The organism is Streptomyces lasiicapitis (genome assembly GCF_014646335.1).
GTDB classification, from domain to species: domain Bacteria; phylum Actinomycetota; class Actinomycetes; order Streptomycetales; family Streptomycetaceae; genus Streptomyces; species Streptomyces lasiicapitis.
Genome location: NZ_BMNG01000012.1, coordinates 269,807 through 285,470, shown reverse-complemented (window position 1 = coordinate 285,470; position 15,664 = coordinate 269,807). Strand labels below are relative to the sequence as shown.

The 15,664-nt window shown below is 70.8% G+C and carries 13 protein-coding genes; 8 read left to right on the top strand and 5 right to left on the bottom strand.

Annotated elements, in window-relative coordinates; all coding sequences use genetic code 11:
- Nucleotides 1-52: 52 nt before the first annotated feature.
- Entirely contained in the window at nt 53-967 is a 915-nt protein-coding gene (locus IEY91_RS26710; protein ID WP_189176025.1) for a 5'-3' exonuclease, read from the bottom strand.
- 296 nt (nt 968-1,263) lie between these two features.
- On the opposite strand from IEY91_RS26710, the gene IEY91_RS26705 reads away from it, so the two are divergent.
- The 4 genes from IEY91_RS26705 (at nt 1,264) to IEY91_RS26690 (ending at nt 6,659) form a co-directional block, all read left to right on the top strand.
- Nucleotides 1,264-2,379, top strand: coding sequence for a quaternary amine ABC transporter ATP-binding protein (locus tag IEY91_RS26705; protein WP_229697240.1), 1,116 nt, complete (start codon nt 1,264-1,266; stop codon nt 2,377-2,379).
- Nucleotides 2,372-4,978 carry an ABC transporter permease/substrate binding protein gene (locus IEY91_RS26700; protein ID WP_164326309.1) on the top strand — a complete coding sequence of 869 codons (2,607 nt, stop codon included), beginning with the start codon at nt 2,372-2,374 and terminating at the stop codon, nt 4,976-4,978. The genes IEY91_RS26705 and IEY91_RS26700 overlap by 8 nt, the downstream gene beginning before the upstream one ends.
- 276 nt (nt 4,979-5,254) lie before the next feature.
- A complete protein-coding gene (locus IEY91_RS26695; RefSeq protein ID WP_164326310.1) occupies nt 5,255-5,830 on the top strand; it encodes a helix-turn-helix domain-containing protein in 576 nt (191 codons plus the stop codon).
- Nucleotides 5,831-5,909: 79 nt separating this feature from the next.
- A complete protein-coding gene (locus tag IEY91_RS26690; protein ID WP_164326311.1) occupies nt 5,910-6,659 on the top strand; it encodes a helical backbone metal receptor in 750 nt (249 codons plus the stop codon).
- 18 nt (nt 6,660-6,677) lie between these two features.
- Here IEY91_RS26690 and IEY91_RS26685 read toward each other — a convergent pair whose 3' ends face one another.
- A complete protein-coding gene (locus tag IEY91_RS26685; RefSeq protein ID WP_164326312.1) occupies nt 6,678-7,796 on the bottom strand; it encodes a TDT family transporter in 1,119 nt (372 codons plus the stop codon).
- Nucleotides 7,797-7,866: 70 nt separating this feature from the next.
- On the opposite strand from IEY91_RS26685, the gene IEY91_RS26680 reads away from it, so the two are divergent.
- Nucleotides 7,867-8,847: a LysR family transcriptional regulator gene (locus tag IEY91_RS26680; protein ID WP_229697239.1), complete on the top strand. Its 981-nt coding sequence runs from the start codon at nt 7,867-7,869 to the stop codon at nt 8,845-8,847.
- Between the two features lie 69 nt (nt 8,848-8,916).
- On the opposite strand, the gene IEY91_RS26675 is transcribed toward IEY91_RS26680, so the two are convergent.
- From IEY91_RS26675 to IEY91_RS26665, 3 genes are all read right to left on the bottom strand, one after another.
- Complete coding sequence (locus IEY91_RS26675; protein WP_189175949.1) at nt 8,917-9,603, bottom strand: gamma-glutamyl-gamma-aminobutyrate hydrolase family protein; 687 nt, start codon at nt 9,601-9,603, stop codon at nt 8,917-8,919.
- Nucleotides 9,604-9,679: 76 nt separating this feature from the next.
- Nucleotides 9,680-11,134, bottom strand: coding sequence for an ethanolamine permease (gene eat / locus IEY91_RS26670; RefSeq protein ID WP_164326314.1), 1,455 nt, complete (start codon nt 11,132-11,134; stop codon nt 9,680-9,682).
- A 109-nt stretch (nt 11,135-11,243) separates the two neighbouring features.
- Nucleotides 11,244-11,990, bottom strand: a complete 747-nt coding sequence (locus IEY91_RS26665; RefSeq protein ID WP_164326315.1) for a FadR/GntR family transcriptional regulator — start codon at nt 11,988-11,990, stop codon at nt 11,244-11,246.
- A gap of 78 nt (nt 11,991-12,068) precedes the next feature.
- On the opposite strand from IEY91_RS26665, the gene IEY91_RS26660 reads away from it, so the two are divergent.
- Genes IEY91_RS26660 through IEY91_RS26650 form a run of 3 tightly spaced genes read left to right on the top strand, consistent with a single transcriptional unit; the run spans nt 12,069 to nt 15,594 of the window.
- Nucleotides 12,069-13,439: a glutamine synthetase family protein gene (locus IEY91_RS26660; RefSeq protein ID WP_189175948.1), complete on the top strand. Its 1,371-nt coding sequence runs from the start codon at nt 12,069-12,071 to the stop codon at nt 13,437-13,439.
- An 8-nt stretch (nt 13,440-13,447) separates the two neighbouring features.
- Nucleotides 13,448-14,815, top strand: a complete 1,368-nt coding sequence (locus IEY91_RS26655; RefSeq protein ID WP_189176023.1) for an aldehyde dehydrogenase family protein — start codon at nt 13,448-13,450, stop codon at nt 14,813-14,815.
- Nucleotides 14,812-15,594 (top strand): 3-oxoacyl-ACP reductase, encoded by a 783-nt coding sequence (locus IEY91_RS26650; protein ID WP_189175947.1) that lies wholly within the window; start codon nt 14,812-14,814, stop codon nt 15,592-15,594. The genes IEY91_RS26655 and IEY91_RS26650 overlap by 4 nt, the downstream gene beginning before the upstream one ends.
- The last annotated feature ends 70 nt before the right edge of the window (nt 15,595-15,664 follow it).

Below are 15,664 nucleotides of genomic sequence, written 5' to 3'. Positions count from 1 at the left end.
TTCCCCTGAGTCCACTCGTCCACTGCTTGTTAGGTTTACCTAACCTAACACCTCAGTCCTGAAGGACGGTCAACAGGCGGTGCAGTGAGCCGCCGAGCCCCCAGCGCGCGGCGAGCTCCTCCAGGGCGGCCGGATCACGCGGCTCGTGCGGCAGCGCGACGTCGACGTCCGGCAGGGGTACGTCGTCCGCGACCCGGACCACCTTCGGCGCCACGGCCACATACGCGCGGGACTCGTCGAGCCGCTTGCGCTGCGACGGGGTGAGCTTGGACCGCGGGTCGTCCACCGCCGCCATGATCCCGGCCAGGTCGCCGAAGGCGTCGAGCAGCTTGGCGGCGGTCTTCTCGCCGATGCCGGGCACCCCGGGAAGGCCGTCGCTCGGGTCGCCGCGCAGCAGGGCGAGGTCCACGTAGCCCGGACCGTCCACGCCGTACTTCTCGCGCAGCCACGCCTCGTCGGTCACCTGAAGGGTGCCCACTCCCTTCAAGGGATAGAGGATGCGGATGCCGCGGGCGTCGTCCACGAGCTGGTAGAGATCGCGGTCGCCCGTGATGACGTCGACCGGGCCCGTGGCCAGCCCGGTGAAGGTGCCGATCACGTCGTCCGCCTCGTACGGGGCGACGCCCACGCGGGCGATGCCGAGGGCGTCCAGGACCTGCTCGATCACCGGGACCTGGGGGGAGAGGGTGTCCGGGACCTCCTCGGTGTCCGGGGACGCGGTGCCCTCGGGGGCCTCCTCGGCGACGCGGTGCGCCTTGTACGACGGGATGAGCTCGACGCGCCAGTGCGGGCGCCAGTCCGCGTCCATGCAGGCGACCAGGTCGTCGGGGCGGTGGTCCTGGACCAGGCGCGTGATGAAGTCAAGGAGGCCGCGCACCGCGTTCACCGGGGTGCCGTCCGGGGCCCGCACCGACTCGGGGACCCCGAAATAGGCCCGGAAGTACAGGGACGCCGTGTCGAGCAGCATCAGCCGCCGCGTTGCTTGAGTCACCTTCGCATCATGCCGCACGGCACCGACAACGGGACCGGGGAAGCCACCGGGGGGACTTCGAGGGAGACGGCCGGGGGAACACCCGGCGAACGGCGGGCAATGTGACCTGCGGCACTCTTGGGTTTGGGCCGTGTAAGCGGGGGCAGGCGCGCACGCGGAGCGAACCCGGTCGAGTTTTCAACTTCTTGACAGGAAAGCGGGCAGACCCCGCGTCGCTCCACGGCCCGCCGGCGGGGGAGGCGGGCCGTCTTGGTTCAACCCGAGAGGTGTATGTGTCCAGGCTGCAAGCCGAACACCTGTACAAGGTGTTCGGCAGACGACCCGATGGCGCGGTGGAGAAGCTCCGCCACGGAGCCGACCGTGAAGAACTGCGCGCCGAGGGAACCACCGCCGCGGTGATCGACGCGTCCTTCACCGTCGAGCCGGGCCAGATCTTCGTTGTCATGGGTCTCTCCGGTTCCGGCAAGTCCACGTTGCTGCGCATGCTCAACGGGCTTTCCGAGCCGACCGCCGGGCAGGTGCTCTTCGACGGCCAAGACCTGACCAAGCTGAGCGCGCGCGAGCTGCGCGAGGTGCGCTCGAAGAAGATCAGCATGGTCTTCCAGCACTTCGCGCTGTTCCCGCACCGCAGCGTCCTCGAGAACGCCGCGTACGGCCTCGAAGTGCAGGGTCTGCCGCGCGTGGAGCGCGAGAAGCGGGCCACCGAGGCGCTTGAGCTGGCCGGCCTGAAGGGCTGGGAGAAGTCCTGGCCCGACGAGCTGTCCGGCGGCATGCAGCAGCGCGTGGGCCTGGCCCGCGCGCTCGCCACGGACGCCGACCTGCTGCTCATGGACGAGTCGTTCAGCGCGCTCGACCCGCTGATCCGCCGCGACATGCAGGACCAGCTCCTGGAGCTGCAGAAGCGCCTGAAGAAGACCATCGTCTTCATCACCCACGACCTGAACGAGGCCATGCGCCTGGGCGACCAGATCGCCGTCATGCGCGACGGCCGCATCGTCCAGATCGGCACCTCCGAGGACATCCTCGTCACCCCGGCCAACGACTATGTGGCCTCGTTCACGCAGGACGTCGACCGGTCCCGGGTGCTCACCGCGGGCGCGATCATGGCCGACCCCCCGGAGGGCTTCGACATGACCGCCGCCCCGGCGACCGTCACCGCGGACAGCCCGATCATCGAGCTGTTCACGCCCTGCTCCACCAGCGATGTGGCCGTGGCCGTGACCGACGAGAAGGGCGCGCTCATCGGTGTCGTGCCGCGAGGGCGGCTCCTTGCCGTGCTCGGGGAGCCGGCACCGCGGGAGGAAGGGCCGCAGGACGCGGCCGTCCCCGCGCAGCAGGCCAAGGACAACGGCGGCAAGAGCGTGGGCAAGGTGAGCAGCGGTGCCTAGGATTCCCTTCGGCGACTGGGTCAATGACGCGGTCGAATGGTCCAGAACCAACATGGACTGGCTGTTCGACTTCATCAAGACGCTCTTCCAGAACATGTGGGACGGCGTCTACGACGTCCTCTCCGGGCCCGAGCCGCTCTTGATGGCGGGCATCCTCGCCGTCATCGCGTTCTGGCTGCGCGGTCTGCTCGGCGGTGTGCTCGCCTTCGCGGGCTTCGCGTTCATCGTGTCCCTGGAGTTGTGGGACAACGCGATGATGACGCTGTCCCTGGTGCTCGTCTCGACCTTCGTGGCGCTGGTCATAGCCGTGCCCCTGGGCATCTGGGCGGCCCGCTCCAAGACGGTCAGCGGCATCGTCAGGCCGGTCCTCGACCTGATGCAGACGCTGCCCGCGATGATCTACCTCATCCCGGCACTGCTGTTCTTCCGCATGGGCGCCCCCGCGGGCATCGTCGCCACGCTCGTCTTCGCGCTCGCCCCCGGCGTACGCATGACGGAGCTCGGCATCCGCCAGGTCGACAAGGATCTGGTCGAGGCCGCCGACGCGTTCGGCACCACGCCCCGCAACACCCTCTTCCGCGTCCAGCTGCCGCTCGCACTGCCGACGATCATGGCCGGTGTCAACCAGGTCATCATGCTCGGCCTCTCCATGGCGGCCCTGACCGGCATGGTCGGCACCCCGGGTCTCGGCGCCGACGTCAACGCCGCCATCGGCCAGCTCGACGTGGGCCTCGGCGCGGAGGCGGGCATCTCCATCGTGATCCTCGCCATCTACCTGGACCGCGTCACCAGCGGCCTGGGTGGCCAGGTCTCCCCGCTCGGCCGCCGCGCGCTCGCCAAGCTGCGGGCCGCGCAGGGCCTGAACGTGTGGAACTACCGCCCCCGGCCCGTCGTCGCGATGGCCGGAGTCGTCGCCCTCGCGCTCGTCGCGGGCGGCATGGGCATCTTCGGTGACAGCGACTCCGAGTCCGTGGCCGACTCCAAGAACGTCGGCCAGGGCAAGGAAGTCAAGATCGGCTACATCCCCTGGGACGAGGGTGTCGCCTCCACCTTCCTCTGGAAGGAGGCCCTGGAGCAGCGCGGCTTCAAGGTGACCACCAGCCAGCTGGAGGCCGGGCCGTTGTACACCTCCCTCGCGCAGGGCGACATCGACTTCCAGACCGACTCCTGGCTGCCGACGACCCACGCCTCGTACTGGAAGAAGTACGGCAAGGACCTCGAGGACCTGGGCTCCTGGTTCGGCCCGACGTCCCTTGAGCTGACTGTCCCCGCGTACATGAAGGACATCAACTCCCTCGAGGACCTCAAGGGCAAGGGCAGCACGTTCGACGGCAAGATCACCGGCATCGAGACGAGCGCCGGAATGATGGGTCTGCTCAAGGACAAGGTCCTCGACGCGTACGGCCTCAAGAAGGAGTACAAGGTCGTCGACGGCTCGACGCCCGCGATGCTCTCCGAGCTGAAGGCGGCGTACGCCAAGAAGGAGCCGATCGTCACCACGCTGTGGTCGCCGCACTGGGCGTACAGCGACTTCAAGCTGAAGAAGCTCAAGGACCCGAAGGGTGCCTGGGGCAAGGGCGACGGCGTGCACACCCTGGCGCGCAAGGGCTTCTCGAAGGAGAACCCCGAGGTCGGCAAGTGGCTCAAGAACTTCAAGATGACCGAGAAGCAGCTCACGGACCTTGAAGCGGAGATCAACAAGGCCGGCAAGGGCAAGCAGCAGGACGCCGTGCGCACCTGGCTGAAGAAGAACCCGGGCGTGCTCGACAAGATGGCGCCCCTGCCGAAGAACGCCGGCGGCGACGAGAACAAGCGCCCGCTGAAGGCCGCGTACTTCGCGTGGGACGAGAACATCGCCGTCACCAACCTGTGGAAGCGCGTCCTGGAGAAGCGCGGCTACAAGATGGAGCTGACGCCGGCCGACGTCGGTCCGGCCTACACCGGTCTCGCGCAGGGCGACATCGACCTCAACCTCGACGCCTGGCTGCCGACGGCCCAGAAGCAGTACTGGGACAAGAACAAGGCGAACCTCAAGGACCTCGGCTCCTGGTACAGCCCGACGTCCCTGGAGGTCGCCGTCCCGTCCTACGTCAAGGACGTGAAGTCGCTCGAGGACCTCAAGGGCAAGGGCGACAAGTTCAACGGCAAGATCATCGGCATCGAGCCGGGCACCGGCGTGATGCAGGCCCTCAAGGACAAGGTCCTGCCCGGTTACGGCCTCGAGGGGGAGTACGAGATCGCCGCGGGCTCGACGCCCGCGATGCTCACCGAGCTGAAGGCGGCGTACGCCAAGAAGGAGCCGATCGCGGTCCTGCTCTGGACGCCGCACTGGGCGTACAGCGAGTACGGCCTCACGAAGCTGAAGGACCCCAAGGGCGGCTTCGGCAAGGGCAACACGATCCGCACGCTCTCCGGCAAGGACTTCCCCCAGCAGTACCCGCAGCTCACGAAGTGGCTCAAGGCCTTCAAGATGAGCGAGGCACAGCTGGCGAGCCTGGAGAACGAGATCAACAAGGCGGGCAAGGGCAATGAGCCCAAGGCCGTCGACGCCTGGCTTAAGAAGAACCCGGGCTTCGAGGAGAAGATGACGGCCGCGTAGTCGGTCAACCGGAACCTTCCCGTCCCCGAGGGGTGGGCCTCGCCCGTGTGGCGAGGCCCACCCCTCGGGGCGTTCCTCGGGGAAAATCCGGACACCTGATCCACTGGCGCGAGCTGTAACCGCCCGCGTACGGTCCGTACGGGGTGCGCGGGGGCTTGCGGCGGCCGGAACCGGCGCCCGGAGCGTCCAACTGGGTAAAACCGTTTGGCGAACATGCGTAGGGTGCAGAAAACCCATCAGGGTGATGACGCGCAGCGGAAGAAGGGAGGCGGGGCCATGGACGAGTACAAGGAGACCCTCCGGGTGGGCTCGGCCGTGCGGCGCCGCCGTCGCCAGCTCGAACTCACCCTCGCCGTCGTAGCCGGACGCAGCGGCCTGTCCGTGCCCTTCCTCAGCCAGGTCGAGAACGAGCGGGCCCGGCCCAGCATGCGCTCCCTGGAGCGCGTCGCCGACGCCCTCGGCACCACCGCGGTGGAGCTCCTCGCCGCCGCCGATCCGGCCTGCACGGTCGACGTGGTGCGCGCGGACGACCAGGTCAGCCTGGCCGGCGGCACCCCCGAGACGCACGTGCGGGACCTGGTGCGGGGCCACCACCAACTGCATGTCTTCGAGTACGTCGGCGACCACGACGAGGGTCGCGAGTTCCAGCACCGCAACGACGAGTTGATGTACGTCATCGGCGGCGCCGTGGAGGTCGAGGCGGAGGGGCGCGCCTACCGCCTCGGGCGCGGCGACAGCCTGTATCTGACCGGTGGGGTGCGGCACCGCTGGCGGGCCACGGCGGCCGACGCGCGCGTGCTCGTCGTCGCGGTGGGGGACCACATCGAGGCGGTCGACGGCGGCCGGCACTGAAGGAGCGGACCAGGATTGGCCGAGAAGTGGCTGAGGTCCACTCGAAGAGTGCTTGAGAGCGGGGGAGGGTGACGGGCGGGTGGCCGACATCCGGGTGATCTCGCTGGTGCCGTCGCTGACGGAGGCCGTCGCCACGACCGTGCCGGGCGCGCTGGTAGGCGCGACCGACTGGTGCACGCACCCCGCGGACCTCGATGTCGTACGCATCGGAGGCACCAAGAACCCGGACGTGCCCGCGATCGTGGCGCTCGCCCCCGACCTGGTGATCGCCAACGAGGAGGAGAACCGCGCGCCGGACATCGCGGCGCTGCGGGCGGCGGGCATCGAGGTGCTCGTCACCGAGGTGCGGGACCTCGACGAGGCGTTCCGTGAGCTGGCACGGGTCCTTGCCGCGTGCGGGGCCGCGGGGCGTCCGCAGTGGCTGGAACGGGCCGAGGCCGTCTGGCTCGACCCGCCGTGCCCGCCGTGCCCGGCGTTCCCGTCGGGCCGGCTGCGGGCCGCCGTCCCGATCTGGCGCAGGCCCTGGATGGTCCTCGGCCGGGACACCTTCGCGGGGGACCTGCTGGCCCGCCTGGGCGTCGACAACGCGTACGGGTCCCACGCCGAGCGCTATCCCCGCGTCCCCCTCGACGAACTGCGCGCCGCGGACCTGGACTTGGTGGTCCTTCCGGACGAGCCGTACCGCTTCACGCGTGAGGACGGCCCGGAGGCGTTCCCCACGAAGCTCCCGGTCGCGCTCGTCAGCGGACGCCATCTGACGTGGTACGGACCGTCGCTCGCGGAGGCCCCGGCGGTGCTGGGGGAGGCGCTGCGGGCGGCTCGCCGCTGAGGTGCGCGCCGTCTGTGCTCAGCGCGGGGCCGCGAGCAGCTTGCCGTTGGCCAGGCCGCGTGCGGTCTGGACGATCGCCACCAGCCAGGCCGACACCAGGAGTGCGTACAGCGCCACGGCCAGCCAGTCGTACGCGGCGAGGCCGGTGTGCTTGCCGAGGCCCTCGGCGCCCGTCACGCACGTACCGACGGGGAAGGTGAACGCCCACCAGGTCATCGCGAAGCCCATGCCGCGGCGCCGGGCCCGCAGCACCATCGCGGTCGCGAGCGCCAGCCACATCAGCGCGAAGCCCATGACGGGCACGCCGAACAGCACGGCGAAGACCGCGAAACCCTGGTCGTAGGGGGCGGGGAGCACGCCGGGCGCGACGTCGGCGAACTTGTTGGCCGCGGTGGTCGACTGGCCGAGGGGGCCGAGGACCAGGAAGAGGGTGGGGGTGAGCACGAGCGGCAGGGGGCCGCCGTTCACCAGGCGAGCGAAGATCAGCGGCAGCATCACCAGGGTGGCAAGCAGGCTCAGGCCGAACATCGCGAAACAGCCGTAGAGCAGGGTCTGTTGGGCCTGGCCGGAGGGCAGGTGCGGCACGAGCAGGGGGCCGAGGGCGGCCGAGACCATGGGTGCCACGACGGGCAGCAGCCACACGGGCGAGGCGGTGCCCGGCTCCACGCGGTGCCGGACCACCATCAGGTAGGGGATGGCGACGGCTGCCGCGAGCCCGATGGCCGTACCGGCGGTGAACAGGACCGTGTCGACGGCGACCGCCGCCGTGGTGCCTATCCAGTCGACGCCGACGAGCATCGTGCCGCCGCCCACGGCGAGCAGCGCCATGGCCAGGCAGCCGTAGAACGGCGCCATGGCCGGGTCGGCGAGGTGGGCGCGCGCCTGGTCGCGGTGGTGCGCCAGGTGGACGGCGCGGGCCGCGAGCAGGGTGACCAGCATCAGCAGGGACAGCGCCCACACCACGGTCGCACCCGTGCGCAGGCCCGGGACGTCCACGGGCAGCGCGGCGCCCGCGTTGGCGATGATGGCGGTGCCCATGACGGAGGCGTACCAGTTCGGGCCGAGGTGGCGGACGGCGCCCGAGCGGGGCCCTGTGGCCGGGCGGGCCGGAGCGGGGGAGTGGACGACTGTGACCATGACTCCACGGTGCGCCCGGTCGGCGTCGGCCACCAGGGATCTCTTGGCTATGAGGGCATAACCTGGGGTTATGAGTGTCTCTGGTGGTGGGGCGGCTTCTTCCGGCGCTTCGGCTTCTTCCGGTACGTCGGCTTCTTTCGGTACGTCGGCGGGGGCGCCGCTCGCGCATCGGGTGCCGGACCTGGCCGCCCTGGAGCTGTTGCTGGCCGTGGCGCGGCTCGGGAGTCTCGGCCGGGCGGCGCGCGAGGTCGGCATCACCCAGCCCGCGGCCAGCGGGCGGATCAGGTCCATGGAGCGGCAGCTCGGCGTCGCCCTGGTGGACCGCTCCCCGCGCGGGTCACGGCTCACGGAGGCGGGCGCCCTCGTCACCGACTGGGCGCGGCGGATCGTGGAGGCGGCCGAGGCCTTCGACGTGGGGGCACAGGCGCTGCGGGACCGGCGGGACTCGCGGCTGCGGGTCGCGGCGAGCATGACCATCGCCGAGTACCTGCTGCCCGGGTGGCTCATCGCGCTGCGCGCGCGGCTGCCCGACACGGCGGTGTCGCTGATCGCGGGCAACTCGGCCGTGGTCGCCGGGCAGTTGCTCGGCGGTCAGGCCGATGTCGGGTTCGTGGAGGGCGTCGGGGTACCGGCCGGTCTGGACGGGGTGGTCGTCGCGCAGGACCGGCTCGTCGTGGTGGTGGCGCCGGGGCACGTGTGGGCGCGGCGGCGGGTGCCGCTCGGGGCCGCGGAGCTCTCCGCCACGCCGCTGATCCTGCGGGAGGAGGGGTCCGGGACGCGGGCCGTTCTTGAGGCCGCGCTCGGGGCGCTCGCGCGGCCGCTCCTCGAGCTGTCGTCGACCACCGCGGTGAAGTCGGCCGCGGTGAGTGGGGCCGGGCCCGCGGTGCTCAGTGAGCTGGCCGTGGGCGAGGAGCTGGCCGCGCGGCGGCTGGTGCGGATTCCTGTGGAGGGGGTGCGGTTGCGGCGGGAGCTGCGGGCCGTGTGGCCGGTGGGACATGTGCCCGTGGGGCCTGTGCGGGAGTTGTTGAGCCTGACGCGTGGGGCGCCCTAGTCGTTCTGGGCGGGGCACGCCTGCGCCTCCTGCCGTCCGCGACGCCCCTCGGCCTGCGCCCTCCCGCTCTCACTCCCCCCGTACGCGCCTCACCAACGCCCCCATCACCCGCAAGTCCTCCCCCATCTCCGGATGCCACTGCACGCCCAGGGCCCAGGCGGGGGACGGGAGTTCGATGGCCTCGATCGTGCCGTCGTCCGCGTGGGCGGAGGGGACGAGGCCGGGGGCGAGACGGTCCACGGCCTGGTGGTGGTAGGTGGGGACGTCGGTGGGTTCGGGGGCGATGTCGGCGTACAGCGTGCCGGGGACCGGCTTCACCGTGTGGGTGCTGAAGACGCCGGGGGCCGCCACGTGGCCGTCCAGGTGCTGGACCAGCGTGCCGCCGAGGGCGACGTTCAGGAGCTGCATGCCCCGGCAGATGCCGAGCAGCGGGGTGCCGGAGTCCAACGCCGCCCGGATCAGGGCGAGTTCCCACGCGTCCCGCTCCCGCGCGGGCGGGCCCGTGCGGTCGTGCCGCTCGGCGCCGTACCGGGACGGCTCCACGTCGGGGCCACCCGCGATGACGACGCCGTCGAGGCGCGCGACGACGTCGGCGGCGTACCGCGGCTCGTCGGGCGGCACCATCGACGCGAGGCCGCCCGCCGCCTGGACAAGCCGCAGATAGCCGGCGGGCAGCAGCGCGGCGGGGAGCTCCCACACGCCCCAGCCGGCCTTCGCCTCCAGGTAGGTGCTGATGCCGATGAGGGGTCTGTTCACCTGGTTCTCCACGTTCTTCGCGATCGTTCTTCGCGGTCCGATCCGGTCCGGTCCGATCCGGTCTGGTCCGGTTGATTCAGCCCCGCTCCAACTCCGCCTCCGCCTCGGCCAGCGCCGCGAACTCCTCCTCCGGAGCCCGTGCCACCAGATGCTTGCGGCTGTAGAGGCCGAAGTACGCGAGCGCCACGACGTACACACCCAGCGCGATGAACGCCGCCGTGACGTCCACGAGGAACGTCGCGACCAGTGCCGCGCAGGAAAGGACGAGGGCGACCGACGAGGTCAGGATGCCGCCGGGGGTGCGGTAGGGGCGCGGCAGGTTCGGCTCGCGGCGGCGCAGCACGATGTGGGACAGGGACATCAGGGCGTACGAGATGGTGGCGCCGAAGACCGCCACGTTCAGCATCCGCGCCCCGTCGCCCGTCGCCGCCGCGAGCGCGAAGCCGATCGCGCCCGGGACGAGCAGGCCGAGGTAGGGGGCCTTGCGGCTGCTGGTGAGGGAGAGGAAGCGCGGCAGGTAGCCCGCGCGGGACAGCGCGAAGAGCTGCCGTGAGCCCGCGTAGATCAGTGAGAAGAACGATGCCACCAGGCCCGCGAGGCCCGCGTAGTTGATGACCCGGCTCAGGCCCGTCGCCTCGCCGTTCGGCTGCAGCGCGTCCACCAGCGGGTTGCCGGTGTCCTGGATCGCCGCCGAGCCGCGCGCCCCCGCCGAGGCGAAGAAGGTGAGCAGCGCGAGGCCGACCAGGATGCACAGGGACCAGCGGATGGCGCGCGGCAGCGTACGGGCGGGGTCCTTCGTCTCCTCGGCGGCCAGCGGCACGCCCTCCACGCCCAGGAAGAACCACATGCCGAACGGGAAGGCCGCCCAGATCCCGAGCAGGCCGAGCGGCAGCCAGGAGTTGGAGCCGAACGCGTCGTTGTCGACCTTGATGTCGTTGAGGTGCGAGGTGTCGAAGTCCATGAACGCGCCCACCGCGAACACGAGGAGTGCGGCCACCGCTATGCCCGTCACCACGAAGCTGAAGCGCAGCGCCTCGCCCACGCCCCACAGATGGATGCCGATGAAGAGCACGAAGCAGGCCAGATACACCGGCCAGCCCGACTCCAGGCCGAACAGTTCGAGCGACTCGACGTAGTCGCCGATGAAGATGACGATCGCGGCGGGCGCCAGGATGTACTCGATGAGGATCGCGGTGCCGGTGAGGAAGCCGCCCCAGGGGCCAAGCGCGCGGCGCGCGAAGCCGTAGCCGCCGCCCGCCGTCGGCAGGACCGACGACAGCTCGGCGAGCGAGAACACCATGCACGCGTACATGACGCCCATGAGCGCCATCGCGATGCCGAGGCCGCCGAAGCCGCCCTCCTTGAGGCCGGAGTTCCAGCCGGAGAAGTCGCCGGAGACGACATAGGCGACGCCGAGGCCGGTGAGCAGCACCCAGCCCGCGTTGCCGCGGCGCAGCGCGCGCCGTTCCAGGTAGTCGTCCGGTTCCTCGGAGGCGCGGGCCTTCGATGGCTCTGTGGACTCCAGGCTCATGACGGGGCTCCCTGCGGCGGCATTGAGTCATTCAATGGAATGGAGCCATACCTTTGCGGGCGCAGGGGTGAGAAAGCAAGACCCATGCGTTACGCCGCGGTTAATCACCTCACGTAAGGAACCCCCGCAGCAGCGCCGCCGTCCCCCCGCAGTGCTCGCGCATCATCTCCCGCGCCCCGTCCGCGTCCCCGTCGAGGACGGCCTCCACCAGTGCCGTGTGCTGGCGCTGTGAGTGCTCCAGGTTGCGGACCAGGAGCGGGATGCAGTCCAGGAGTTCGTTGACCGTGGCGCGGACCGCCGCGTACTGCGCGGTGAGCGAAGGGGAGCCGGACAGCTCGGCCAGCGTGAGGTGCAGCAGGGTGTCCAGGCGGCGGTAGTCGGCGAGGGGCGCGTCGTGCGTGCGGGCGAGTGCCGCCCGCAGCCGCTGCGCCTGCGCGTCGTCGAGCCCGTGCGCCGCGCAAAGGCCTGCCGCCCCCACCTCCAGGACCTCGCGGAAACGCAGCGCGTCCTCCACGTCCACGTCCGCGATCCGGCGGCGCAGCTCGTCCTCGCCCGCCGCCGCGGGGCGCGGGCGCACGAACGTACCGCCGTAGCGCCCCCGCCGCGACTCCACGAGCCCCTGGTCCTGGAGCACCTTCAGGACCTCGCGCAGCGTGACCCGGCTGATCCCGAGCAGGTCGGCCAGCTCCCGCTCGGCGGGCAGCCGCTCCCCGCCGGGCACCAGGCCGAGGCGGACCACCTGGAGGATCTGCTCCAGGGCCTCCTCGAAGCCGTTGCCCGCCCGGACCGGACGCAGCACCTGCGTCAGCCGGTCGTCGCCCGGCACGTGCGCGGCGTCCGCCTCCGTGTGCGACATCTGCCCGTACCCCCTTCCCAAGCAATGGTTCTCGGCAATACCTTATGGCCACTCGGCTGACCCAAGGAGGCTTTTCCCGTGGCAGACCGCACACCCCCGCTCGGCATCGAGGAGCTGCGTGCTCTCGTGGCGAGCGGTGAGATCGACACTGTCGTCCTGGCCTTCCCCGACATGCAAGGGCGGCTCCAGGGCAAGCGGTTCGCCGCCCGGTTCTTCCTCGACGAGGTCCTGGAGCACGGCACGGAGGGCTGCAACTACCTTCTCGCCGTCGACACGGAGATGAACACCGTCGACGGCTACGCGATGTCCTCCTGGGACCGCGGCTACGGCGACTTCGCCATGCACGCCGACCTCGCCACCCTGCGCCGCGTCCCCTGGAACGAGGGCACGGCCCTGCTCATGGCCGACCTCGCCTGGACCGACGGCGCGCCCGTCGTCGCCGCCCCGCGCCAGATCCTGCGCCGCCAGCTGGACCGGCTCGCCGAACTCGGCTACACCGCCCACGTCGGCACGGAGCTGGAATTCATCGTCTTCAAGGACACGTACGAGCAGGCATGGGACGCGGGCTACAAGGCCCTGACGCCCGCCAACCAGTACAACATCGACTATTCGATCCTCGGCACCGGACGCATCGAGCCGCTGCTGCGCCGCATCCGCAACGACATGGCCGCCGCGGGCCTCACCGTGGAGTCCGCCAAGGGCGAGTGCAACCCGGGCCAGCACGAGATCGTGTTCCGCTACGACGAGGCCCTCGTCACCTGTGACCAGCACGCCATCTACAAGACGGGCGCCAAGGAGATCGCCGCGCAGGAAGGCGTCTCGCTCACCTTCATGGCGAAGTACAACGAGCGCGAGGGCAACTCCTGTCACATCCACCTCTCGCTCCAGGACGCCGACGGCAACAACGTCATGGCGGGTTCCTCGGACGACCCCGGTGGGATGTCGCCCGTCATGCGGCACTTCCTCGCCGGACAGCTCACGGCGCTGCGCGACTTCTCGCTCCTGTACGCGCCCAACATCAATTCCTACAAGCGCTTCCAGCCCGGCTCCTTCGCGCCGACGGCCGCCGCCTGGGGCCACGACAACCGCACCTGCGCGCTGCGCGTGGTCGGTCACGGCCGCTCGATGCGCTTCGAGAACCGGCTGCCCGGCGGTGACGTGAACCCGTACCTGGCCGTCGCCGGCCTGATCGCCGCGGGGCTTCACGGCATGGAGCAGCAGCTCGAACTCCCCGACGCCTGCACCGGCAACGCCTACACCGGCGACTACGCGCACGTCCCGACGACGCTGCGCGAGGCCGCCGAGCTGTGGGAGAACAGCCCCGTCGCCAAGGCCGCCTTCGGCGACGAGGTCGTCGCGCACTACCGCAACATGGCGCGGGTCGAACTGGACGCCTTCGACTCCGCGGTGACCGACTGGGAGCTCCGCCGCTCCTTCGAACGCATGTGAGGCACGACTTGCTCGAACAACTCCAGGTACTGAACCCGGCGACCGAGGACGTGATCGCGACCGTCCCCGCCGCCACCGCGGGCGACGTCGACGCGGCCGTCGCGCGCGCCGTCACCGCGCAGGCCAAGTGGGCCGCCGTCGCCCCCGCCGACCGCGCCCGCCTCCTGCGCCGCTTCGCGGACGTGGTCGACCAACACCTCGAAGAGCTGGCCCAGTCGGAGGTGCGCGAGGCGGGCCACCTGATCGGCAACGCCCGCTGGGAGGCAGGCAACGTACGGGATCTCCTGCTGTACGCGGCCGGGGGCGCGGAACGCCTCAACGGGGCGCAGATTCCCACCCCGGGCGGCTGGAACGTCACCTTCCACGAACCGCTCGGCGTCGTCGGCGTGATCGCGCCCTGGAACTTCCCCATGCCGATCGCCGCCTGGGGCTTCGCGCCCGCCCTCGCGGCCGGGAACGCGGTCGTCCTCAAGCCCGCCGAGACCACCCCCCTGACCGCCCTGCGCCTTGCCGAACTCGCCCTGGAGGCGGGCCTGCCCGAGGGCCTGTTCCAGGTCCTGCCGGGCGAGGGCCCCGTCGCCGGGAACGCGCTCGTCGAGCACCCCGACGTCGCCAAGATCGTGTTCACCGGCTCCACCGGCGTCGGCAAGCAGATCATGGCCAAGTGCGCGGACCGCGTGAAGCGCGTCACCCTCGAACTCGGCGGCAAGAGCCCCAACGTCGTCTTCGCCGACGCCGACCTCGAAGCGGCGGCCGACCCCTTCGCGTTCCTCGACAACTCGGGGCAGGACTGCTGCGCCCGCACCCGCATCCTCGTACAGGAATCGGTGTACGAGGAGTACACGGCGCTCCTCGCGGACGCGGTGCGGGCGGTGGTGGTCGGCGATCCGCTGGACGAGAAGACGCGGATGGGACCACTGATCTCCCGTCAGCAGATCGACCGGGTAAGGGACTTCGTGCCCGACGACGCCGAGGCGATCCGGGGGAGCGCGCCCGCCGGGCCCGGCTTCTGGTTCCCGCCGACCGTCCTCACCGGCGAGCGTCCCGACTCGCGCGCGGCCGTGGAGGAGATCTTCGGCCCCGTCGCCGTCCTGCTGCCCTTCGCCGACGAACAGGACGCCGTCCGCCTGGCCAACGCCACCCCGTACGGCCTGTCCGGCTCGATCTGGACCCGGGACGTGGGCCGCGCGCTGCGCGTCTCCAGCGCGGTCCGGGCAGGCAACCTGTCCGTCAACTCGCACTCCAGCGTGCGCTATTGGACCCCCTTCGGCGGCTACAAGCAGTCGGGCCTCGGCCGCGAGCTCGGCCCGGACGCCCTCACCGCCTTCACCGAGACCAAGAACGTCTTCATCAGCACGGAAGGGCCCGCACAGTGACCGAAGAGAACATTTGCCGCCGCCTCGTCGGCCGGACGGCCGTCATCACCGGCGCCGGCAGCGGCATCGGCCTCGCCACCGCGCGCCGCCTGGCCTCCGAGGGCGCGCACGTCGTCTGCGGCGACATCGACGAGACCGCGGGCAAGAAGGCCGCCGAGGAGGTCGACGGGACCTTCGTGAAGGTCGACGTCACCGACGCCGAGCAGGTCGAGGCGCTCTTCAAGACGGCGTACGACACCTATGGCTCCGTCGACATCGCCTTCAACAACGCGGGCATCTCGCCGCCCGACGACGACTCCATCCTGGACACCGGCCTGGAGGCCTGGAAGCGCGTCCAGGAGGTCAACCTCACCTCCGTGTACCTGTGCTGCAAGGCCGCCATCCCCTACATGCGGCGCCAGGGCAAGGGCTCCATCATCAACACGGCCTCGTTCGTGGCCCGCATGGGCGCCGCGACCTCGCAGATCTCGTACACCGCCTCCAAGGGCGGCGTCCTCGCGATGTCCCGCGAGCTGGGCGTGCAGTTCGCGCGCGAGGGCATCCGCGTGAACGCGCTGTGCCCGGGACCGGTGAACACCCCGCTGCTCCAGGAGCTGTTCGCCAAGGACCCCGAGCGCGCCGCCCGCCGCCTCGTGCACATCCCCGTGGGCCGCTTCGCGGAGGCCGACGAACTGGCCGCCGCGGTCGCGTTCCTCGCCAGCGACGACTCGTCGTTCGTGAACGCCACGGACTTCCTCGTCGACGGCGGCATCTCGGGCGCGTACGTCACGCCCCTGTAGGCCACGTGGCTGGACGGGCCCAACTTCCCCCATGGGCCTGTGACCTGGCAACCCTCGCATTGCTGTACGG

What these genes read in the sequence shown, in the direction of transcription:
- IEY91_RS26710 (WP_189176025.1), bottom strand. Translation starts at nt 967, where the DNA reads ATGCTGCTCGACACGGCGTCCCTGTACTTCCGGGCCTATTTCGGGGTC.
- IEY91_RS26695 (WP_164326310.1), top strand. Translation starts at nt 5,255, where the DNA reads ATGGACGAGTACAAGGAGACCCTCCGGGTGGGCTCGGCCGTGCGGCGC.
- IEY91_RS26685 (WP_164326312.1), bottom strand. Translation starts at nt 7,796, where the DNA reads ATGGTCACAGTCGTCCACTCCCCCGCTCCGGCCCGCCCGGCCACAGGG.
- IEY91_RS26680 (WP_229697239.1), top strand. Translation starts at nt 7,867, where the DNA reads ATGAGTGTCTCTGGTGGTGGGGCGGCTTCTTCCGGCGCTTCGGCTTCT.
- eat (WP_164326314.1), bottom strand. Translation starts at nt 11,134, where the DNA reads ATGAGCCTGGAGTCCACAGAGCCATCGAAGGCCCGCGCCTCCGAGGAA.
- IEY91_RS26665 (WP_164326315.1), bottom strand. Translation starts at nt 11,990, where the DNA reads ATGTCGCACACGGAGGCGGACGCCGCGCACGTGCCGGGCGACGACCGG.